Annotated in this window: 16 protein-coding genes; 7 read left to right on the top strand and 9 right to left on the bottom strand. The window is 70.9% G+C overall.

Translation table 11 applies throughout. The features are described 5' to 3' along the window. Window positions 1-91: 91 nt before the first annotated feature. The 3 genes from AP234_RS28640 to AP234_RS36700 form a co-directional block, all read right to left on the bottom strand. Window positions 92-3622 carry a CDP-glycerol glycerophosphotransferase family protein gene (locus AP234_RS28640; RefSeq protein ID WP_055482859.1) on the bottom strand — a complete coding sequence of 1177 codons (3531 nt, stop codon included), beginning with the start codon at window positions 3620-3622 and terminating at the stop codon, window positions 92-94. Window positions 3623-3683: 61 nt separating this feature from the next. Further along, window positions 3684-5450 carry a glycosyltransferase family 2 protein gene (locus AP234_RS28635; protein WP_083502520.1) on the bottom strand — a complete coding sequence of 589 codons (1767 nt, stop codon included), beginning with the start codon at window positions 5448-5450 and terminating at the stop codon, window positions 3684-3686. Window positions 5451-5455: 5 nt separating this feature from the next. Further along, window positions 5456-7507 (bottom strand): glycosyltransferase, encoded by a 2052-nt coding sequence (locus tag AP234_RS36700; RefSeq protein ID WP_055482857.1) that lies wholly within the window; start codon window positions 7505-7507, stop codon window positions 5456-5458. Window positions 7508-7691: 184 nt separating this feature from the next. Here AP234_RS36700 and AP234_RS37425 point away from each other — a divergent pair, with 184 nt between their 5' ends. Continuing rightward, window positions 7692-8450, top strand: coding sequence for a polysaccharide deacetylase family protein (locus AP234_RS37425; protein WP_063843119.1), 759 nt, complete (start codon window positions 7692-7694; stop codon window positions 8448-8450). Here AP234_RS37425 and AP234_RS28620 read toward each other — a convergent pair. The 3 genes from AP234_RS28620 to AP234_RS28610 form a co-directional block, all read right to left on the bottom strand. Then, on the bottom strand, window positions 8447-9649 hold the full coding sequence (locus tag AP234_RS28620; protein WP_235558421.1) for an acyltransferase family protein: 1203 nt from the start codon (window positions 9647-9649) through the stop codon (window positions 8447-8449). The genes AP234_RS37425 and AP234_RS28620 overlap by 4 nt on opposite strands. Before the next feature lie 54 nt (window positions 9650-9703). Next, entirely contained in the window at window positions 9704-11251 is a 1548-nt protein-coding gene (gene guaA / locus AP234_RS28615; RefSeq protein WP_055482855.1) for a glutamine-hydrolyzing GMP synthase, read from the bottom strand. An 83-nt stretch (window positions 11252-11334) separates the two neighbouring features. Beyond that, window positions 11335-12399 carry an alkene reductase gene (locus AP234_RS28610; RefSeq protein ID WP_055482854.1) on the bottom strand — a complete coding sequence of 355 codons (1065 nt, stop codon included), beginning with the start codon at window positions 12397-12399 and terminating at the stop codon, window positions 11335-11337. 209 nt (window positions 12400-12608) lie between these two features. Here AP234_RS28610 and AP234_RS28605 point away from each other — a divergent pair, with 209 nt between their 5' ends. Then, window positions 12609-13046 (top strand): MarR family winged helix-turn-helix transcriptional regulator, encoded by a 438-nt coding sequence (locus AP234_RS28605; protein ID WP_063843123.1) that lies wholly within the window; start codon window positions 12609-12611, stop codon window positions 13044-13046. A gap of 91 nt (window positions 13047-13137) precedes the next feature. On the opposite strand, the gene AP234_RS28600 is transcribed toward AP234_RS28605, so the two are convergent. Further along, a complete protein-coding gene (locus AP234_RS28600; RefSeq protein ID WP_055482852.1) occupies window positions 13138-13800 on the bottom strand; it encodes a TetR family transcriptional regulator in 663 nt (220 codons plus the stop codon). A gap of 113 nt (window positions 13801-13913) precedes the next feature. Between AP234_RS28600 and AP234_RS28595 the strand changes: the two genes are divergently transcribed. Beyond that, on the top strand, window positions 13914-15923 hold the full coding sequence (locus tag AP234_RS28595) for an ATP-binding domain-containing protein (protein WP_055482851.1): 2010 nt from the start codon (window positions 13914-13916) through the stop codon (window positions 15921-15923). Here AP234_RS28595 and AP234_RS28590 read toward each other — a convergent pair. Both AP234_RS28590 and AP234_RS28585 read right to left on the bottom strand, forming a co-directional pair. Continuing rightward, window positions 15850-17586, bottom strand: coding sequence for a GMC oxidoreductase (locus AP234_RS28590; RefSeq protein ID WP_083502517.1), 1737 nt, complete (start codon window positions 17584-17586; stop codon window positions 15850-15852). The genes AP234_RS28595 and AP234_RS28590 overlap by 74 nt on opposite strands. Before the next feature lie 279 nt (window positions 17587-17865). After that, window positions 17866-19422, bottom strand: coding sequence for a succinic semialdehyde dehydrogenase (locus AP234_RS28585; protein WP_055482850.1), 1557 nt, complete (start codon window positions 19420-19422; stop codon window positions 17866-17868). Between the two features lie 164 nt (window positions 19423-19586). Here AP234_RS28585 and AP234_RS28580 point away from each other — a divergent pair, with 164 nt between their 5' ends. The 4 genes from AP234_RS28580 (at window position 19587) to AP234_RS28570 (ending at window position 22480) form a co-directional block, all read left to right on the top strand. Beyond that, a complete protein-coding gene (locus AP234_RS28580; RefSeq protein ID WP_055482849.1) occupies window positions 19587-20711 on the top strand; it encodes a histidine kinase in 1125 nt (374 codons plus the stop codon). Then, window positions 20704-21345 carry a response regulator transcription factor gene (locus AP234_RS28575; protein ID WP_055482848.1) on the top strand — a complete coding sequence of 214 codons (642 nt, stop codon included), beginning with the start codon at window positions 20704-20706 and terminating at the stop codon, window positions 21343-21345. Before AP234_RS28580 ends, AP234_RS28575 begins: the two co-directional genes overlap by 8 nt. Window positions 21346-21655: 310 nt before the next feature. After that, complete coding sequence (locus AP234_RS37420) at window positions 21656-21817, top strand: hypothetical protein (RefSeq protein WP_160330503.1); 162 nt, start codon at window positions 21656-21658, stop codon at window positions 21815-21817. A gap of 84 nt (window positions 21818-21901) precedes the next feature. Then, window positions 21902-22480 carry a VOC family protein gene (locus tag AP234_RS28570; RefSeq protein WP_055482847.1) on the top strand — a complete coding sequence of 193 codons (579 nt, stop codon included), beginning with the start codon at window positions 21902-21904 and terminating at the stop codon, window positions 22478-22480. Window positions 22481-22484 lie beyond the last annotated feature (4 nt).

The raw sequence follows: 22484 nt of genomic DNA, 5'->3' as shown, positions 1-22484 counted from the left end.
GACTCGCGCGGACGGTCCGTCTGCCCGCGATGGTCGGGCATGTGCGCGGCCAGGAAATGCCGCTGCCGGCCACCTCCACGCAATGCTCGCGTCAGCCGAGCAGGAGGTCGACCACGCGGCGCGACGCGGCGCCGTCGGCCAGCGGGCGGAACCTCGCCACGAACGCCTCCAGCGCGCTCGCGTACTTCTCGGCGATCTCGTCGATCTCGTGGATCGCCTCGATCACCTCATCCGGGGTGCGCAGGACCGGTCCGGGCACCTCCGGGCGCAGATCCTCGATGCCGTTGCCGCTCGCGTTCGCCTCGACGTGGAACAGCATCGGCCGGCCCGTCACGGCGAAGTCGAACATCGCCCCGGCGTGACCGGTCACCAGGAGGTCGGCGGCCAGATAGAGCTCGTGCGGATCGGGGTGGGTCGAGACGCACAGGTCCAGCAGCAGGTGGCCGTCGCCCAGCGCGGCCCGGACACGCTCCAGATCGAGCGGCACGCCGCCCCGGTCCCCCCGTCCGTCCCGATCATGGAGGCTGCTTCGATCCGGGGGGACGTACAGAATGAGCCGGGTGTCCTCGGGCGTGCCCAACCGCCCGAACAATCGCCGTCTGGCCAACTGTCTGGCCAACTGCCTGGCGAACCGCTTCGCCTCGGCCACCGCCGCCGCTCCCCTGTCCGCGCCGGCCGGCCCCTCGGGGTCGGTCAGGACGTCGGCGCCGATCAGAACGTCGGGGCCGACCAGGACGTCATCGCAGGGCAGGCCTGTCTCCAGCACCTGGCCGGCGAAACCGGTGAAGCCGAAGGTCTCCCGCAGCCGGGGCGTCCACCACGGGCCCGGCGACAGCACGTGGGTCCACTGCCCGGCGCCGTGCACCGGCCGCCGACCCTCCTCCGGTGCGGCCAGGGCGGCGGGCGGGCCATGCCAGGTCTGCACGACCGTCTGATCCGTCCGCCGCTCGAACCAGCGCGGCAGGTCGTGATCGGTGATCACATAGCGGCAGCGGGCGAGCGCCTCGTAGTGCTCCCGCCCGCGCGACCGCACCGGCTCGACCGAGTCGGGCAGCGCCACCTGGCCGTCGCGCACCTCGCACAGGAACGACAGCTCCACCCCGCGCCGCCGCAGCTCCTCGTAGATCGCCCTGGGGCTGCCGGCGAACCGCCTCCCCCCGTGGCCGCTGAACAGCACGGCCGGCCGCAGCGGCCTGGCGCGCATCGCCGGGTACGCCTTGGTGCGCAGCTCGCGCTGGGCCTTCTTGCCGCGCTCGTTCGCCGACAGGTCGCTGCCCACGGTCAGCACGGCATGACCCTCGCCGTCGGCGGCCAGTTCGAACGTACGGCGGGCCGTCTCGTGCACCAGGGGTTCGTCGGCGTCGAGCTCGATCGGCAGGTCACGCGAGAGACCGCCGTCGCCTTCGCCGTCGCGGACCCGGATCGCCAGGCCGTACCGACCGCGCGGCAGAGGCAGCCATCCGGCCGCCGAGTCGACCTCCTCGGGGACCAGTCGCGCCCGGAACCGGCTGCCCGCGCCTTCGATCCGCGCGAGCCGTACGTCGTCCCGATCGAGCGAGCGCACCACCAGCGCCGCGGGGCCGCACGGTACGGCGAACCCGCCCTCGATGAGCAGCTCACCCCCGGGCAGCCACTCACTGAGGTCGGCGAACGCGGCGACGGGCTGATCCCGCAGGATCAGGCGGCCCGAGGGGTCGGGCAGCACGACGATCTCCCGCCCCGCCGTGCCGTACCGGCCGATCGAAAGATCGTCGGCGGCGGTGACCGGCGTGACGATCCCGTCCGCCGTCAGCACCTCGACGCGCCACACGGCCGGCTCCTCGCCCGGCGTCTCGACGCCGGGACGGGCGTTCCCGAGGCCACCGGCGAGGCCGCCCGCGTTCCCGAGGCGACCACGGCCGATGACGTCGCGCAGGTCGACCTCGGTTTCGAAGGTGCACCCGTCGACCTCGATCGGGCAGGAGAGCGGAACGCCGCCCGGCTGCCGGGTGACCAGGAGCGAGGGCGCCGGGCCGAGACCGCGGACGGCGCGGCCGACCAGGCGGAGCCTGCCGTCCCGGACGCTCTGGGTGACGATCCTGGCGATCTCCCGTTCGGCGCGCAGCGCGAGGTCACCGGTCTCGGTGAGCAGCGGTGCCACGTAGAGATCAGGGCCGACGCTCCGCTGCCCGACCCGGTCCGCCCAGACGGCACGAGGGTCGGCCAGCCGCACGCGCCGCAGCGGCAGACCCCGGTGGATCATCCGCAACTCGACGTGCCACAGCCCGGGTCGTCGGCCCAGCGCTCCCGGGTCGATCACCAGCCGGAAGCCGCCCCAGTCGCGCCGAGAGCCGGATTTGGCCGAGACGCGGGTGCGGACGACCGTGGCCGGGACGCGGATCCGCCGCCTGGTCCGCTCGTGCACGAGCGACGCGAAGATCTGCTGGTGATAGCGCCTGACCGGCCGGGGGCAGTCGGGAGCGGCCCGGCCTTCGACGACCAGCCTGCCGTCCTGCCATCTGATCGCGTCGACGCGGGTGCGCGGGGCGAGTTCGTCGCGCACCCGCGAGACCGCGGCGGGCACCTTCGGCTCGCGTTCGCGCAGCAGCGGGATGTCGAGGTGGTACGCCCACATGCGGCGGGTGAACCGCTCGTCCGGCGGCACCCGCCGGTCCCATGCCAGGACGTCGAGCAGGTCGGCCAGCCGCCGCTGCCTGATCAGGTGCCACTGCAGCCGGCGCAGCGCGGGCAGCCCGTCGAGCACGGGCGCTGCCACGTCGTCGAGGTAGTCGTTGGCGAGTTCGAGGAACCGGTCGTGGAAGGCCCCGCCGGCCTGGTCGAGCACGTCCACGAAGTTCGTCAGGTCGGTCTCGAGGACCGTCCGATCCCAGGCGTGGATCTGTGCCCGCATGCCGTGTTCGCTCAGGAACGTACGGACCGTGCGCACCGCGGCGAACCGGTCCTCCAGATGACCGAGCCGGGTCTTGTCCTGGGTGATCGACCGGCTCCCGCCGTCGCGCACCCGCCACAGATAGACGGGCGCCGGCATCACGTCGACGCTTCTGGCGAGGAAGTGGCCGCGCAGCGCCACCGCGATGTCCTCGTACAGCACGCCCTCGGGAAAGCCGAATCCGCCCGCCTCCCAGAACGTCCTGCGCCACAGTTTGTTGGTCACCAGCCGGTCGCGCAGGAGCGCGTTCTCCCTGGTGACATGCGTGGCCGTGGCCGGCCGGGCGAACACCGCCCGGTGCAGCGCCGACGGCCGGGCCCGCCGCCCGTCGAAGCGCAGCACGTTGCCGGTGGCCAGGTCGGAGCCGGTGTCCGACAGGGCGGCGAGGAGATATTCGAGCGCGTGGACCGGCAGCAGGTCGTCGCTGTCGAGGAACGCCAGGAACTCGCCGGTGGCGTGCCGCACACCCGTGTTGCGCGCCGCCCCCAGCCCGGCGTTCTCCTGGCTGATCAGCCGGAACCGCGGGTCACGCTCGGCGAAGGCGGCGGCGATCAGCGCGCTGGAGTCACGCGACCCGTCGTCGACCATGACGGCCTCGAGGTCCCGCCAGGTCTGGGCGGCCACCGACTCCAGGCAGGCGGCGAGGTAGGGCTCCACCTCGTAGATCGGGATGATGACGCTGAGACGAGGCACAGACGGGTCCTTCCAACTCGGCGGAACTTCCGCGGCGACCGTTACGGGCTTTCTCGCCCACTCACCCCGGGTTGACCATGGCGCGCAGCCGGCGCCGCAGCAGTCGTGCCGTACGGCTCAGCCTGGCGACCCCGCACAGCCTGGCGATCCTGCGCAGCCTGGCGATCCTGCGCAGCCTGGCGGCACCGCGGGACGGATGCTTCCCGGGCTGCCGCCGTACCTTGCGCGGCGCCTGTCCCGCCGTGGCGGCGGCCTCGGCGCTGACGAGGCCCCAGGTGTCTCCGGCGACCCAGACCGTGCCGAACATCTCGTGCACGAGATCGTCCAGGTCGGCGGGATCGCCGGCGGCGGATCCGCGGGCGCACCAGCGGGCGCGGTTCAGCGCCGCCGTGCGCTCCAGCCGGGCGTGCACGATCTCGGCGCGCGGGTCCGGCCCGGTCAGCCCCGAGTGCCCGCTCGACCCCGAGTGCCCGCTCGACCCCGAGTGCCCGCTCGACCCCCGTGGCCCGGTCGGTCCCGGCGGCTCGCGCTCCTCGAGCGCGACGGAGACGACGCCGAGGCAGTGCTGGTCGGCGAACTTGACGAGAGAGCCCAGCGTGCCCCGGGAGGGCACCCATCCCGGCGGACAGTGGAGCCGGAAGGGCACGGGCGCGCAGTCTTCCGGCAGGCTCTCGCAGTAGGCGACCCGGGTCTCCCCCTCGTAGCACCCGCGGACGAGCCGCAGGTCGAGCCACGGGTCGTCGAGCGGACTGCGACGGCCGTCGTCGAGACGCCCCCACGGGCCGATGATCTTAACGGCGACGTCGGGCAGCTTGCCGGCGAGCAGACCGTCGACCGTGGCGCGTACCTCTTCGAACGAGGCGTCTCCCACCCGCACGACGGCCTCGACGTACGGCACGAGGTAACGCCGGTGGGGATGCCCGCGCAGCCAGCGGAAGGCGGGCACCCGCTCGGCCAGGTAGGGCCAGTTGTGCCGCTTCACGTCCTGCTCGCGCCGCATCACGGTGGAGTCGCCGATGTGACGACCGCGAGCGGCGCGGTCGGCGACGAAGACGGCGCCGGCCTGGGCCAGCCGATAGCCCAGCTCGGTGTCCTCGCCGAGCACCAGCGTGCGGTCCATCCCGCCCGCCGCCCGCAGCAGCTCGGCCCGGATGGAGACCGTGGCGCCGACCGTGACGGAGAAGGCCTGCAGGTCCGCCTCTCGCAGGTCAGCGGTCTCGTCCCAGCGCCGCTGCGTCCACTGCGGCGTGCCGTCGCCGAAGAGCCGATCCAGCGTGCCGGCCTCGATCGCCGCCAGCACCTCACCGGCGGGCACCTGGTCGAGCCCCGGTACGAACCGCAGATGTCCGAGCACGACCAGGTAGTCGGCGAGGTGGTGCCAGCGCATCTGCGCCTCTATGTGCTCGGGGGACAGCACGAGGTCGGCGTCGAGGAAGTGGATGACGTCGCCGTCGGCCGCCTCTTCTCCCTCTGCGCAGTCTCTCGGCTTGCCCCAGACGCCGGGGCCCGGGCGGATCACCCGGGTCCGCTGCGGCACGAGATCGGGCAGGGAACCCATGGGCTCCTCGCCGTCGTCCACGACGACGACCTCGATCAGGTGGCCGGGGTAGGTCTGCCGGGCCAGGGCGGCCAGCGTCAACGGCAGCGTACGCTCCGCCCGATAGGCGGGGATCACCACGCTCACCGACAGTTCCGGGGTCCACTCGCCCAGCGCGGGTGGCGCGCCGAGCACACCGTAGTCGTTGCGTGGAATCCGCGGCGTGGCAGGAGCCGGAGGGACCTGGGAGATCCACGACATGTGGGGCGTCGGCGTCCATGACATGGTCATTCAGTTCATCTCCGCACCATCAGCTCGTTGAAGACCAGGCCGCGCCACTGCTCCCGATAGGAGCCGAGGAAAGACGGCAGCGGCTGCTGCCAGGTGTGCCCCCGTGCGGCACGGCGGCGCAGGACGTAGTTGAATCCGTGCGTGCGGTAGATCCGCCCGCCCGCCGCCTGCACTGCCTCCAGTAACTGACCGTCCACCGTGCGCGGCAGCGGCCGGAAACCGCCCACCGCCTCGAACGCGGCCCGCGCGATCAGCATGGTCCCCCCGGCGACCTGCGGGACGAACCTCTCGGTCCCGATGGGACGTCTGATCGTCACGTCGATCGGCTCCAGGTAGACGAACTCGGCCGCCGCGCCGACGAGGTCGGCGCCGGAGTAGAGCTGCGCGAGCAGCAGGTCGGCGAGATGGTCGGGGCCGTACCAGTCGTCGTCGTCCACCTTCGCCAGGAACGATCCGGACGCGACCGCCGCCATCCGGTTCAGCACCTCGCCGAACGGACGGGCGGACGGAGCCGTGACGACGGTGACGGGGAACGGCCCGCCGTCGATCTTCGTCTCCCGCACCGCCGCGCTTTCGAGCCGGTCACCGTGCAGGCCGACGATCAGCTCGGCCCGCACTCCGCGCTGCCGCCTCAGCTGCTCCAGGGCGAACGGAAGCATCTCCGGGCGGCGCGTGCACAGCAGGATCGAGACCGACGGCTCGGGCGGCACGGGCAGTCCGGCGGACGAGGCGATGCCGCGCCAGCGGGCCGCCGCCCCGTGGACGCGCAGCGCCCGGCGGCGCAGCATGATGCTGATCTCCTCGCGGTGGAGGTCGGAGTCGAGCCTGCCCGGTTCGACCGCCACCAGCGCGGTGGCGAGCTCGGGCCCGAGGGCGGCGTCGCGCGCGGGGTCGGCTTCGGCGACGACCGGGATCCCGGCCGCGGCCAGGGCCGCGACGATCCCCGCCGCGATCATGGGCCTTCCCTCCAGCGCGGGCACGACCACGCCGCGCACGTCGCGCAGCCGGGCGATGTCGGCGTCGGTGAGGTCGCCGTTTCGCGGGAGCCGTACGAGCACGTCGGGGCCGCAGGTCACGGCGAGGCCCGGACCATGCTCGACGAGCGCGGCCAGCGGCATCGACGGGTTCGGCCGGAACCCGATGGGGTTGATCACGGCCTCGTCCACCGGGGGCAGCAGGTCGGGATGCGGGTCCGGATGCCGGGCGCCGACGGGACGCCGGGTCACGAGCGGGACGGGGTCGCGCCGCTGCTCCGCGTTCCAGGGCCCCGCATCCCAGGGCCCCCCGTTTCCCGGCACCGCATGCCAGGACCCTGCGTTCCGACCGTCGTTCCAGGGCATCGCGCCGTCTTCTGCGACGCGCAGCAGGAGATCGCATCCGGGGGCGTCGCGCCGTTCCGGGACCGGGCCTCCCGGCTGCGACGGCGTCGCGTTGGGATCGCCGGGCCGCCACCGGGCGGCGTCCGCGCCGGATAGACCGATCACCGGCTGGGTCAGGTGACGGCGTGCCCCGAAGAGCCCGTGCGCGACGTGGGCGAGCACCTCGCCCGCTGCCACCGGCTCGGCGAACCTGGCGTCGATCTGCCAGCCCCGCGATCTGCGCCTGATCCGCAGATCCACCAGGTGCCGCCAGGCCGTGCCGTCGCCCGCCGTCGGCAGTGGCTGGACCGCCCACGGCGGGACCTCCGCCACCGCGATCCGCACGCGCGGGGCCGACGGCAGCAGGTCGCGCATCGGTACGGCCCTGCGCACGTCGGCCGGGGACCGCGCCGCGATGACGACCGAGTCGTACGGCTCGGCCTCCGCGGAGGCGCCGACCACGCCGGTCTCGGTCAGGCGGATCCACCGGCCGGGGAAGCCCTCGGTGAGGCGGTCGAGCAGCTCGGGGCAGGATTCGAACCCCAGACAGGCCCCCCACGTCCGCACGGCCGGTGCCCTGCCCCGCGTCTTGCGCGGTGTCGTGCCCCGTGCCCTGCCTCGGGCGGCGGCCCGCGTGGTGATCCTCGTGGTGATCCGGGCGGCGGCCCGGATGGTGGCCTGGGTGGCGGCTCGGGTCACCCGCCCTCCTCTGGTCCTCGGCCGGTGGCCCCGGCGGTCCCGCATCACATCGACCGGGACAGCATCGCGAAAGGCACGGCTGAAGTGGCCGTCATACACCCGTTCTTGGCTGAAGGTTTACGGGGGTTCCCAGGCGAACACGTTACGATGCCGATCCAAAGATCCCCCGAGGAGCATCCCCACCATGGCATTCCGTCGATTGATCCCCATCGCCATCGCGTGCGCGCTGACGACGACGATGGCCACACCCGCGCAAGCGAGCCGGACCGCGGCAGAGCCGTACTGCGTGGTGCACAAGTGCATCGCGCTCACCTTTGACGACGGCCCGGCGGAGAACAGCGAGACCCTGCTGAAGGTCCTGAAGAAATACAAGGCGAAGGCCACGTTCTTCATGATCGGAAATCGGGTCAAGAAGAACCTCAAGCTGGTCGGCAAGGTCGCCAAGGACGGCCACGAGATCGGCAACCACACCTGGGACCACAAATACTTCACCGACCTCACCTCCCAGCAGATCTACGCGGAGGTGAGGGACGCCCAGCGGATCATCAAGACGGCCACGGGCAAGAACCCCGTGCTGTTCCGCGCCCCCGGCGGGCTTTACCCGGAGGACGCCAAGGAGATCGTGGCGAAGTTCGGGATGGTGCAGATCCCGGGCACGGTCGCCACGAAGGACTACATCAAGGACTACCGCAATGTGAAGTTGCTCACCTCGAAGGCCCTGGAGATCGCCCAGCCGGGCGCCGTGGTCCTGATGCACGAGACCGTCAAGGAGACGGTCTCGTCACTGCCCACCGTGCTGCGGGAGCTGACCAAGCAGGGCTACCACTTCGTCACGGTCTCCAAGCTGCTCGAGGGCCAGAAGCTCACCCCGGGTGAGGTGTATCCCGAAATGCTGCTCGACGACTCGGACGAGATGGAGTTCCCTGACGGGACCGAGGGCTAGGGAGCCGCGGCGTTCCTGCCGCGGCCGATCCACGACCTGCCGAGGCGCCGTGCCGGTGACTCCACGAAACGGTACGTCAACCAGCTCACGCACAGCAGCACCGTGAGGTAGCCGAGCATGAGGGCCATCTGGACGACGGCCGGCATGGCGCGCAGGTCGCCCACCACGCCACTGAGGTACGTCATCAGTGGAACGTGCAGCAGATAGACCGAGTAGCTGATCAGGCCCAGCCAGGTCAGCGTGGTGGGCACGGTCCGTCCACGCAGGGCCATGCCGATCGCGAAGGTGCCGCCCGCGAGGACGACCGTGGTGATCCAGACGTCGGGCTGCACCCACCACCAGCCCGCCTGGATCGACCACACCGGCGCCACCGCCACGAGCACGGCCGAGACGGCGACCGGGACGAGGCCGCCGGTGCCCTGCTCCCAGCGGTAGATCGCGGTCCCGGTGAACATCACCGCGAGGATCATCGCGCCGAACCACGGGACGTAGCTGCCGGACATGAGCAGCGTGAGCGCCATCAGCCCCAGGACGTAGGCCGCGATCGTGCGGAACCGGCCGGAGATGAGGCAGACCATGCCGGCGACGAAGAGCACGCCCGCGATGATCGCGGGCCAGTGGTCGGGCAGCAGCGGACCGGACAGCACCAGCCCGGCGCAGATCGCCGCCACGCCGAAGACGACGGCGATCACCCCGCTGCGCCGGTGCGCGCCGCGCACGAACAGAGCCGTCACGATCAGGTAGAACACCATCTCGTACGACAGCGTCCACATCGTATTGACCATGCCGCCCTGGTGTGACACGTCGAACAGCATCGTCACGTGCGCGGCCACAGCGGAGGGGTGACGCGGCACCGAATGGCGTACCGGAACCCAGAACGCCATGACGAGCACGATCCCGACCACCAGCAGGTAGAGCGGGTAGAGGCGGAACAGGCGGCTGATCCAGAAGGCCCGTACGTCGCCCCGGCGCTCCAGCGACGCCGGAATGATGTAACCGCTGACCAGGAAGAACACCAGGACGCCGTAGATGCCGATATTGAACCAGTACGGCCGCAGCGACGGCATCGCCCATGGAAGCACGTGCTCGGCGACCACCGCCAGGGCGCCGAGCCCGCGTAACGCGTCGAGCCAGGCGAGCCGTGCGCCGTGATCGACGGAGATGGTCTGCGGGGCGGTGTCGGGCTGAGCGGCAATCACCGCGATACCATACCCGCCCTACACAAACCACACGGAAAGATTCCTAACTGGGGATCACTCCCACTCGATGGTGCCGGGCGGCTTGCTCGTGATGTCGAGGACGACGCGGTTGATCTCGCTGACCTCGTTGGTGATCCTGGTCGAGATCCGCGACAGCACGTCGTACGGCACGCGGGCCCAGTCGGCGGTCATCGCGTCCTCGGAGGTCACCGGCCTGAGCACGACCGGATGGCCGTACGTGCGGCTGTCGCCCTGCACGCCGACCGACCGCACGTCGGCCAGCAGCACGACCGGGCACTGCCAGATGTCCTGGTCGAGACCGGCGCGCGACAGCTCCTCACGGGCGATGGCGTCCGCCTCACGCAGCAGGTCGAGACGCTCGCGGGTGACCTCGCCGACGATCCGGATGCCGAGGCCGGGGCCGGGGAACGGCTGCCGCCAGACCATCGCCGGAGGCAGGCCGAGCTCCTCGCCGGCCCGCCGCACCTCGTCCTTGAAGAGCGTGCGCAGCGGCTCGACCAGCTCGAACTTCAGGTCCTCCGGCAGGCCGCCCACGTTGTGGTGGGACTTGATGTTGGCGGTGCCGGTGCCGCCGCCGGACTCGACGACGTCGGGATAGAGCGTGCCCTGGACGAGGAAGTCCACCGGGCCGTCGGCGAGGATCGCGCGCTGCTCGTCTTCGAACACCCGGATGAACTCCCGGCCGATGATCTTGCGCTTCTCCTCGGGGTCGGTCACGCCGGACAGCGCCTTGAGGAATCGCTCGGCCGCGTCGACGACGCGGAGCTTGACCCCGGTCGCCGCCACGAAGTCGCGCTCGACCTGCTCTGCCTCACCCTTGCGCAGCAGCCCATGGTCGACGAACACGCAGGTCAGCCGGTCGCCGATGGCCCGCTGGACGATCGCGGCTGCCACGGCGGAGTCGACGCCGCCCGACAGGGCGCAGATGGCGCGGCCGTCGCCGATCTGTGCCCGCACCGCCTCGATCGCGTCCTCGACGATGTTGAGCATCGTCCACGACGGGCGGCAGCCGGCCGCCTCGAGGAAGTGCCTGAGCACCGCCTGCCCGTGCTCGGAGTGGAGCACCTCGGGGTGGAACTGCACACCGTACAGGCCGCGACCGGCGTCCTCCATCGCCGCGACCGGCGTCGCCTCGGTCGAGGCCGTGACGACGAACCCGGCCGGGGCCTCCACCACGGTGTCGCCGTGGGACATCCAGACCGACTGGGTGGCCGGCAGTCCGGCGAACAGCGCCCCCTCCCGGAGCACGCTCAGCGAGGTGCCGCCGTATTCGGCGATCCCCGTCTTGGCCACCTTGCCGCCCAGCTCCAGGGCCATCGCCTGATAGCCGTAGCAGATGCCGAACGTCGGCACCCCGGTCTCGAACAGACCGGCGGGGACGGCCGGCGCGCCCTCGGCGTACACCGAGGACGGGCCACCGGACAGGATGATCGCCTTGGGCTTCCTGGCCAGCATCTCGGCCACCGGCATCGTCGAAGGGACGATCTCGGAGTAGACGTGGCATTCACGCACCCGGCGGGCGATCAGCTGCGCGTACTGCGCGCCGAAATCCACGACAAGGACCGTGTCGAACTCAGACACCGGAAGGGACCCCCAAAGGCAGCGAGCGGCAACGCCAGTTTATCGGCGGCCCACCACCACACCGCCCGCCCGATGGCGGCCGATCAGACGGCTGCTGGGTGCAGGGCGAGCGTCGGGTAGTCCGTGTAGCCCCGATGGTCGCCGGCGTAGTAGGTGTCGACGTCGCCCTCGTTGAGCGGCGCGCCCAGGCGCAGGCGCAGCGGCAGGTCGGGGTTGGCCAGGAATGCCTGGCCCAGCGCGACCAGGTCGGCGCCCCACTCCAGCCACTTTGCGGCGGTGACGGCCGGGTCCGTGCCCATCGGGTCGTTGACGACGAGGGCGCCCGGCCACAGGTCGCGGATCCGCCGGCCGAGCTCGTCGCCACCGGTCGCCATCATGTGCAGGTAGACGAGGTCGAGCTTCGCGAGCTCGGACACCAGGGCCGGATAGAGCTCGTGCGCGTCGTCCTCGACCAGGTCCTGAGCACCGCTGGCCGGCGACAGCCGGATGCCCACCCGGGACCCGCCGATCTCGGCGGCGACGGCCTCGGCGGTCTCGACGGCGAACCTGATCCGCCCGGCGACCGAACGTCCGTAGCGGTCGTCACGCAGGTTGGCGTTCCGCGACAGGAACTGGTGGATGAGATAGCCGTTGGCGCCGTGCAGCTCGACCCCGTCGAACCCGGCGTCGATCGCCAGGCGGGCGGCCCGTACGAAGTCCCGGATGGTCTCCTCGACCTCGGCCGTGGACAGCTCGACCGGGACGGGGAGATCCTGCGGCCCGTCCGGGGTGAAGATCTGCCCGGCGGCCCGTACGGCCGAAGGCGCGACGGGGAGCGCGCCGGTGTTGTCGGGATGTCCGATCCGGCCCGCGTGCATGATCTGGGCGAAGATCCGGCCCCCCGCCGCGTGCACGGCACCGGTCACCTCATGCCACCCGGCCACCTGTTCGTCGGTGTACAGCCCCGGGGTGTTCATGTAGCCCTTGCCCGCGGCGCTGGGATAGATCCCCTCGGAGATGATCAGCCCGGCCGAGGCGCGCTGGGCGTAGTAGAGGGCCATCAGGGACGAGGGGATTCCCGCCACATATGAGCGCGAGCGGGTCATGGGCGCCATGGCGAGGCGGTTGGGCAGGTGCAGCGAGCCCAGGTCGAAGGACGTGAACATCATGGTCCGGCCTCTCTGAAGATCCGATTTGGTCGACCAATTTGGTCGACCAACTTGGCCAACCAATGTTTTACAACTTGGCCGGCCAACATGCAAGCGGTACGCTGGTGATCGCAAGAGAGGGTGAGGCCGCCATGATGGAGCCGCTGGTTCACGACACGACGGCATGTTCGAGCCCGCGGGGAGAGGACGCCGACAGTCTCAGCTGTCTGATGGCCGCGACTTCGCGCGGACACCGGGTGCTGCACGCGGCCCTGCTGGCCGAGATCGACCTCTACCCCGGGCAGGACCGCGTGCTGAGCGCGCTCTGGGACAACGGCCCGCAGGTCCAGAACAGGCTCGCCGCCATGCTGGGCATCGACATGTCGACGATGACCAAGAGCCTCCAGCGCCTGGAGCGCAGCGGCCTGGTCAGCCGCTCCCCCTGCACCACGAATCGGCGCCTCAGCATCGTGAGCACCACCCCGAAGGGCGACGCGCTGCGGTCGGAGGTCCGCCGGATCGGCGAGGAGACCCAGCGGCGGATGACCCGCGGTCTCACCCCGGAGCAGGTGGAGACGCTCCGCTCACTGCTCGCCGTGGTCAGGGCCAACGTGTGTCCCGAGGCCGACACGCCCGGATCCGAGGCCCCCGCGGCTCACGGCTGTTAGCGGGGGTCGCCGACCCGCCGGGGCGGACCCGGTGGAGAAAGACCCGGTAGAGAGGGACCCGGTGGAGAGGGACCCGGTGGAGAGACCCGTCTCACAGGGCGTAGCCGCTCGCGCCGTGCCGTAACAGGGCGAACGCGGTCTCGGCGGAAGCCGCGGCCTCGGGGTGGACCTCGTCGGCGGTCCGGCCGGCGGCCAGCTCGGCCCAGTTGTCCCTGGCCAGGATCTGCCGCACCGCGACGTACTGCGCGGCGACCAGGCGTGCCGCCGGAGACGTCGCCGGCTCCCGCTCGGGTCCGTTCCCCGGCCCGGCCGCCTCGCCCATGGCCTCGGCCAGCGCCTCCGTCTCCGCCGTGCCGTACTCGACGAGGCGGGCCGCCACGCTGGGGGTGTCGAAGACCAGGCGGTGGTAGGCGAGCACCTCGGGCCGGTCGCACAGGCCCGTCGTCGGCTCACGCTCGTCCAGTCCGGTGACGAAGGCGCGGTGCAGCGCGTCCAGGGGCGTCTCCCCCGGGCGACGCCCGCGCACCACCGCGGCGGCCTCGCCCCTGTGGTCGGCGACACGGTGGAGGACCAGGTCCTCCTTGCTGGAGAAGTATCGGAACAGGGTCGGCTTGGACACCTCGGCCGCCGCTGCGACGTCGGCCACCGCCACCCGGTCGAAGCCGTGCGCCAGGAACAGCGCGATCGCGACATCGGAGATCGTCCGGCGGGTGCGCTCCTTCTTCCGGGTCCGCAGCCCTGCCTGTTCGAGCATGTCCCGAGGCTAGCATGATCATCGCGATTATTTAACCGAGTTGCATTTGTAACTCGGTTGCGGTTCGATTTCGCGGACAGTGCTGTCCGGGTCGGCCGAGCAGGAGGCGTGAGATGACCCCGTTGGCGGAGGAACAGGCGTACGTCGAACGCTGCAGGGCGGGCCTTCACCGGATGCTGGACGACGCCCGGCACAACGTGATCATCGGTGAGACCGTCGCCGGTGACCGCTACAGCGCCGAACGGCTCGGCCGGCACCTGAAGAGCCTGGCCAAGGAGCTCGGCGAAGACGACGGAGCCCCGCCGTTCTTCGGCCGCCTCGACTTCGGCACGCTCGAATCCGGTGCGGGAGAGCACGCCGGGGAGCGCTACCACATCGGCCGCCGCCACATCTCGGGGGACGCCGGCGAGCAACCGCTGGTGATCGATTGGCGGGCCCCGGTGTCCCGTACCTTCTATCAGGCGAGCGCGCGGGACCCCCACGGCGTCGCGGTCCGGCGGCGCTTCGGATGGGCCGCCGGAGAGCTGACCGGCTTCGAGGACGAGCGGCTCGATCTCGGCCAGGACCTCGGCGCGGCGAGCCGGATCCTCACAGCCGAGATCGAGCGGCCCAGGGTCGGTCCGATGCGCGACATCGTCGCCACCATCCAGCCGGAACAGGACGATCTGGTCCGCGCCGAACTGGACGAGTCACTGTGCGTGCAGGGCGCACCGGGCACCGGCAAGACGGCCGTCGGCCTGCACCGGGCCGCGTACCTGCTGTACGCCCACCGCCGGCGGCTCTCCCGCGGCGGCGTGCTCGTGCTCGGCCCCAACCGGGCCTTCCTCGGCTACATCTCGGCCGTGCTGCCGGCTCTGGGCGAGATCGACGTCGAGCAGACCACGATCGAGGCGCTGCTCGCCGGAGTCCCGATCAACGGGGCCGACAGCACGGCGGCCGCGGCCGTCAAACACGACGTGCGCATGGCCGAGGTGCTGCACCGGGCGCTCTACCGGCGCATCCGCCGCCCCGACGGGCCGATCGGCGTGCCCGACGGCTCCTACCGATGGCGGGTGCGTGAGGAGGAACTGCGCCGCGTGGTCGACGACACCCGGCGTGAGGCGTTGCCGTACGGCGTGGGCCGCGAGCGCGTCCTGTCCCGGGTGGCCTCGCTGCTGCGGCGCCAGGCCGAGACCCGCGGGCAGACGATCAACGCGGCGTGGACGCGCCGGATGATCAGAGCCGTCACCCCCGCCGTGGACGTCCTGTGGCCGTCCGTGACACCGCAGGAGGTGCTGTTCGAGGTGCTCAGCGATCCGTCGGAGGTCGCGGACGACGTCCTCACCCCGGCGGAACAGACGGCGATCACCTGGCCGAGGCCACCGCGCACCCACAAGAGCGCCCGCTGGACGGCCGCCGATCTGGTCCTGCTGGACGAGCTGGCCGGTCTGATCGAACGCCCGCCGGGTTGGGGCCACGTGATCGTCGACGAGGCGCAGGACCTCTCCCCGATGCAGTGCCGTGCCGTCGCGCGGCGCAGCGGACACGGCTCACTCACCGTGCTCGGCGACCTGGCCCAGGGCACGACGCCGTGGGCCGCGCGCGACTGGGGCGAGCAACTGACGCACCTGGGCAGGCCGGAGGCCCGGGTGGTCGCGCTGACCACCGGTTTCCGTGTGCCCACCGCCGTCGTCGAACTCGCCAACCGCCTGCTGCCGGAGCTGGACGTGACCGTTCCGCACACCCGCTCGTTCCGGCATGACGGCCGCCTGCGCGTACGGCACGTGCCCGACCTGGCGCGCGGGGTCGTGGCGGCCGTGCGCGAGGCCATGGAGCACGAGGGGTCGATAGGGGTGATCGCCGCCGACGCCGCGGCCGACCGGCTGAGCGACGCGCTGGCCGACGCCGAAGTGGCGAGCGCGGGACCGGCCGCCGACGGAGCCGGCGTCCGGGTGGGCGTCGTTCCCGCCACCCTCGCCAAGGGGCTGGAGTACGACCACGTCGTGCTGGTCGAGCCCGCCGCCATCGTGGCGGCGGAGGAGCGCGGGCTGAACCGGCTCTATGTGGCGCTCACCCGTGCGGTGTCCCGTCTGGACGTGGTGCACTCCCGTCCGCTTCCGCCGCCTTTCCGGCCGAGTGCGTGATCTCCACGATGGGCAGGCGGAGCGCGCCCGGCGCGGAGGCGGGGACGACGGGCCGGACGGGCGCGATCGGCGCGAGCCGTACGTAACGGGAGCCGAGGGCGGGACGCGGATCGGGCTCCCCCCTGTTGGGCCAGAACGCCATGGCCCGCTCCGCCTGCGCGGTGATGGTGAGCGAGGGGTTCACCCCCAGGTTGGCGGAGATCGCCGAGCCGTCCACGATGTGCAGGCCCTCGTAGCCGTACACCCGGTGATAGGGGTCGATCACACCGGTCTCCGGCGAGTCGCCGATGGCGCAGCCGCCGAGGAAGTGCGCGGTCGCGGGAATGTCGAACAGGTCGAGCCAGCTTCCCGCCGCCACGCCGCCGATCTCCTGCGCGGCGAGCCGTACGGCCTCGTGACCGGCCGGGATCCAGGTGGGGTTCGGCTCGCCGTGTCCCGGCCCGGCCCGCAGCCTGCCGCGCCGCGACGTGACGGTGATCGAGTTGTCCTCGGCCTGCATGACGAGGGCGACGATCGCGCGCTCCGACCACCGCCGGAGATCGGCCAGCCGGGGCAGCAGATGCGGCCGCCGGAGGACCGCACCGAGGAACTTCAGCCAGCGCGGCGCCCGGCCGCCCCCGTCGATCAGCAGCGTGCGCAGCGCGGCCATCGCGTTGGAGCCGTCGCCGTACCTGACGGGTTCGATGTGCGTGCGCGGGTCGGGGTGGATGGACGAGGTGATCGCCACGCCGCGGTTGAGCTTCTCGCCCTCGACCGTGAAGCGTTCGAAGCCGAGCAGCGCCTCGGAGTTCGTCCGGGTGAGCACGCCCAGGCGGGGCGACAGCCGGGGCAGCGTGGTCGCCCTGAGCCGGTGGAGCAGGTGCTGGGTGCCGTACGTTCCGGCCGCGAAGACCACCTGGCGTGCGGTGAGCGTGCGGGCGCGGCCGAACGGGCCGGTACGGCGGACCGCGATCTCGTAGCCCTCCGCCAGCGGGCGGACGCCGACGACCGTGGTCTCGGGATGGATCTTCGCCCCGGCCTTCTCCGCCAGGTAGAGATAGTTCTTGATCAGCATGTTCTTGGCGCCGTGCCGGCAGCCGGTCATGCACTCGCCGCACTCTGTGCAGCCGCGGCGGCGCGGTCCCGCCCCGCCGAAGTACGGATCGTCGGCCTCGACGCCGGGCTCACCGAAGAAGACGCCGACCGGGGCGAGATGGAAGGTCTCGCCCACGCCCATCCGCTCTGCGACCCGGCGCATCACCTCGTCCGCCGGGGTCATCGTGGGGTTGAGCACCGCGCCGAGCATGCGTTTGGCCTGGTCGTAGTAGGGGGCGAGCTCGGCCTTCCAGTCGGTGATGTGGCTCCACTGGGGGTCGGCGAAGAACGGGTCGAGCGGCTCGTAGAGGGTGTTGGCGTAGACGAGGGAGCCGCCGCCGACCCCGGCTCCGGCCAGGACCATGACGCCGCCGGCGCCGCGCAGGACATGGATGCGCTGGATGCCCTTCAGGCCGAGCGCCGGGGCCCACAGGAAGTCCCTGGCCCGCCAGGAGTTCTTCGGCAATGTCCTTTCGTCGAAGCGGCGGCCGGCCTCGACGACGCCCACCGCGTACCCCTTCTCGGTCAGCCGCAGCGCCGCGACGCTCCCGCCGAACCCCGACCCGATGACGACGACGTCGTACTCCATCCCCCCACCCCTCCCCGTGATCTTGTAGTTCCTCGCAGACATCCCACCTGACCTCGCGTTCCCCCCTTCGTGATCTTGTAATTTCTCGCAGGCGACTTCTCTGACCAGGCATTCGTCTCTCCGTGATCTTGCAATTGCAAGATCACGGAGGGTCGCACCCCGGGTCAAGCGTGCTGCGTGCGAGTTTCTGCAAGATCACGACACCTGTTCTCCCAGCTCACGCCACCTGTCTGCGAGCAACTACAAGATCACGGGGGGAGTAGGGGGTGGGGGTGAGGGCTATTTGAGGTGGAGGCGCTTCATCGTTTTGAGGACGGTGGCCAGGGTGTCGGCGTACTTCTCGTAGGTCATGCCGAGGATCGGCTCGAAACCGAGCCAGGTCGCCTGGCCGGCGACGGTCTGGCCCTCGGTGTACTTGAGCAGCCCCTCCGCCCCGTGGCGGCGGCCGAGACCCGATGCCTTCATCCCGCCCATCGGGGCGTCGTACGAGGCCCAGGCAGAGGCGTACCCCTCGTTGATGTTGACCGTGCCGGCCTTGACGCGGGCGGCGAGCGCACGCCCCCTGGCGAGGTCACGGGTCCAGATGGAGGCGTTCAGGCCGTACGGCGTGTCGTTGGCCCTCTCGACGACCTCGTCCTCGTCGGCGAAGCGGTGGATCGAGACGACGGGGCCGAACGTCTCGTCCCGGCAGACGGCCATGTCCTCGGTGACCCCGTCCAGAATCGTCGGCTCGTAGAACAGCGGGCCGAGGTCGGGCCGCGGCCTGCCCCCCGCCAGCACCCTGGCCCCCTTGTCCACGGCGTCGGCCACGTGCGCCGACACCGCGTCGAGCTGCCGCCGATAGGTGAGCGAGCCCATCTGCGTGTCCCAGTCGAGGCTCGGGCCGATGTTCATGTTCCGCACCGTGCGCGCCAGCCTGTCGCAGTACACATCGGCGATCGACTCGTGCACGTAGAGCCGTTCGATCGAGATGCAGAGCTGGCCGGCGTTGGTGAAGCAGGCCCTGATCGCGCCTTGTACGGCCACGTCCAGGTCCGCGTCGTCGAGCACGATCATCGGGTTCTTGCCGCCGAGCTCAAGCGAGCAGCCGATGAGCCGCCTGGCGGCCCCCTCGGCGATCTTCCGGCCGGCCCGGGTCGACCCGGTGAACGCGACGTAGTCGGCGCCGTCCAGCAGCGGGTCGCCGATGTCCGCCGGGTCTCCGATCACGACCTGCCAGAGGTCGCGGGGCATGCCCAGCTCGACGAGCAGGTCGATCGTCCACAGCACGGACAGCGGCGTCTGCGTGTCCGGTTTGTGCACCACCGCGTTGCCCGCGATCAGCGCCGGAGTCACGTCGCTCACGCCCAGTGCCAGCGGATAGTTCCACGGCGTGATCACGGCGACCGCGCCCTTGGGGTGGCGCAGCTCCATGGCCTTGGTGGCGATGGGGAAGATGCCCTGCCGCCGGTGCGGCGTCAGCAACCCGGGCGCGCGACGGGCGAAGTAGAGCGTGCAGCCGGCCGCGTCGAGCAGCTCCTCGTACGCGTGCCGCCGGGCCTTGCCGGTCTCCCACTGCACGATGTCGAGCAGCTCGGCGCGGCGGTCGAGCATCGCGTCGTGCAGGCGCAGGAACGGCTCGATCCGCCTGCGGATCGGCAGCGCCGCCCACGCCTCCTGCGCCGCTCTCGCCCTGGCATAGGCCGTACGGACGTCCTCGGCGGTGGAGATCGGGACCTCGGCCAGCGGCTTCCCGGTGAAGGGTGCCGTGATCTCCTTGGTTTTGCCCTCGGAGGCGACATGCTTGAGGACCCGATCGACCATCGCGGTGTCGAGTTCCCGAATCTTGGCAGCCATGCCGGAAGAATATTCCGGTGACGGGAGCCTGGCTACCGGTCGGTAAGACCCGATGTCTGGGCGTCCCCGGCGGATACGCCGGCCGTCGGCAAGAGAACCACACCCCCTGGGGCTCCTTGACAGCGATCCTCCCAAAAGGTTCGTTCCCGTGTAATCATCGGATCGTGGGACACGAGGTGCAGCCCGACCCGGCGATAAACTCGCTTTCGTCCTACCTCTATCGAAGGATCCGCCTGGCCACGTCGGCTTTTCTGCTGCTCATCCTCATGCTGTGGCCCGACTTCGTCAGCCGGCGACCGGACCTGCCGCAATCGCTGATCGCCGTCGGCGGCCTGGTCGTGTTCTGCGTCTCGTACGTGCGGGTGGTGTTCCGCTCCATACCCCCATCCGGACGGCTGAGCACGCCGTGGGCGCTGGCGGGCGTCGCGGTCAGCGGGCTGGCGCTCATCCCCGAACTTCCGGACGTCTGGATCTATTATTTCCCTTTTTATCTCACGACCTGTCTCGTCATCACCCGACGTTCCTACGCCACGCTGCTGTCCGGCACGGGCGTTCTCCTGCTCGTCGTCACGGCCATCGGGATCGCGCGCGGGCTGACCCCGCTCCGCCTCGGCGTGCTGGCGACGCAGCTGGCCGTCTTCTCCCTCACCCTGACCGGCATCCACCGGGTGCTGGAGTTCATCATCACCCAATGGAGAACCCAGAAGGCGGCGGAACGACTCGCCACGGAACGCGAACGCCGGCGGCTCGCCCGCGACCTGCACGATGTCGTCGGACGCAACCTGGTCGCCCTCGCCATGCGAACCGAGGTGGTGGCGCAGCGTGAGCCCCACGACGGCATGAAGGAGGAGCTCCACCACCTCGCGGCGCTGGCGCGCACCACGTTGAACAGCACGCTGGCGGTGGTGGAGGAGATGCGGGCGCCGGACATCGCCGCCGAGCTGGGAGAGGCTCGGGAACTGCTGGGATGGGCCGGGATCGACCTGACCGTGTCCGGCGACCGGGCGGAGGCGCACCGGCGGGCGCCGTTCGCCTGGTTCCTCCGGGAGGCCGTCACCAACGTGGTCAAGCACAGCCAGGCGCGGACGTGCCGGGTGATCTTCGGTCCCGGCCGGCTGACCGTGGAGGACGACGGACGGCCCGCGTGGCCGATCGTGCCGGGCGCCGGGCTCACCGGGATGCGGGAACGGCTGGAGCAGGCCGGCGGCGAACTGCGCATCGAGCGTTCGGAGGAAGGTGGCATCCGGGTGATCGCGAGTCTCGTGGAAGAGGGATGGTCACATGCCTGATTCACCGCTGAGCATCCTCATCGTGGAGGATCAGATCCTGATCCGGGACGCGCTCGAGCAACTGCTGTCGGGCTATTCGGGGCTGGAGGTCGTCGGCACGGCGGGGAGCGTGCGAGACGCGGTGTCGATGGGGTCGGCGGTCCGGCCGCACGTCGCGCTGGTGGATCTGCACCTGCCGGAGGCGCCGGGGGCGGACGAGTCGTCGGCCAGCGGAGTGGAGGTGGTCGCCGCGATGAAGCGCTGCTCTCCCCTGACGCATTGCCTGATCCTCTCCGCGTACCGCGAGCCCGGCTCACTGCGTGCGGCGCTCTCCGCGGGCGCCTGCGGCTACCTGGTCAAGGACGCCTCACCGATCGAGTTGGTGACCGCGATCAGGCAGGCGGCCCACGGCGAGGTCGTGATCGACGACAGGCTCGCCGCGCGGATCGCCCTGGCCAAGCCCTGCCCGCTCACGCCGCAGGAGCTGGCGGTGCTGCGGCACGCGCGCGAGGTGCTCACGATCGCGGAGATCGCGAAAATCATGCGTCTCAGCGCCGGGACCGTGCGCAACTACATCACCCGGGCCATCCACAAGACCGGTGCGCGCAACCGGCACGAGGCGGTGCGGATCGCCGCGGACAACGACTGGCTCTGAGCGCGATATCGCCGGCGTGCGCGGGCGCGGTGTCGTCTGTCATCGCCGTACGGGCCTCCCTCGCCGGGCGTGGACTCGTCCGTCTCCGGACTTTACGGCGGATATCCGCGAAACGGACAGGTCGTTCCGACACCATTTTTCGGTGATATTTGTCACCAATGCTGTGGCCGAATCATCACTATTGACAGCCGTTTACCCCATGTAATGATCGATTCGTCAGTCACGAACGGAGCCTTTCCGAAGCGATCGGGACTCGCCCAGCGGTCGCGAATTGTTCGGAAGGCCCGGGACGGAGGGAGGTGAAAACGGCATGAAGCTTGAAAGCACAGCCACGATCGACCACCGCAGCATGACTGCGCAGCCGCTCGGCGCCGGCCTGTCCGGCGCTGGATTCGGCGTGGTCGTTCCGGGCGCCTCGTCGTGCTGCGCGGGCTGCACCTCCAGCTCGTGTGGCACCATCGTGCGGCCGTAGCTCGAAGCGGAGCCCGGAAGCCAGGAGCCTTCGGGCTCCGCCCCGGCAGAAACCGACCACCGGCAGGAAGTGCGGTTCCAGCTAATGGAAAACACCACGGAAATCGACGTCTCCGCCATTCCGAAGCCCGTTCTCATCAACATTCCGGTCGACGACATGGAGCGCGGTCTCGAGTTCTACCGGACTTTTCTCGGAATGCCGCTCGCACGTTCCCTCTCCTACGAGATCTCCTATCACGCGCCGGTGTCGAGCGACGGAATACTGCTCACGGTGAACAAACGCAGGTTCCCCGGCGAGTCCGTCACGATCTATTTCCATGTGACCGACCTGGACGTGACGCTCAAGAAGATCGCCGAGTTCGGCGGCGAGGTGACCGCCGGGCCGTACGACCTTCCGCTGCCCAAGCAGATCAAGCCGGAGTTCCAGGAGCAGTTCCGCGACAGCCCGTTCTACCGCGGCGACGCCGGCGACTCGATGGGCCGGGGCGCCAGCGTGGCCGACGCCGACGGGAACCGATTCGGGCTCGTCGAGTTCAGTGCATGGGCGCACGCGACCTTCCGGCTGGGCGAGTACGCGAGCCCGGTCACGGCCGAGCAGCTCGTCGACCAGTCGATCGCGCTGAACCGGCAGGTGCCCCCGCCCACCGAGATCTTCCAGGAGTGAGCGC

Source organism: Sphaerimonospora mesophila (genome assembly GCF_001417795.1).
In the GTDB taxonomy this organism is placed as follows: Bacteria; Actinomycetota; Actinomycetes; order Streptosporangiales; family Streptosporangiaceae; genus Sphaerimonospora; species Sphaerimonospora mesophila.
This window is presented reverse-complemented; position numbering and strand designations above follow the sequence as displayed.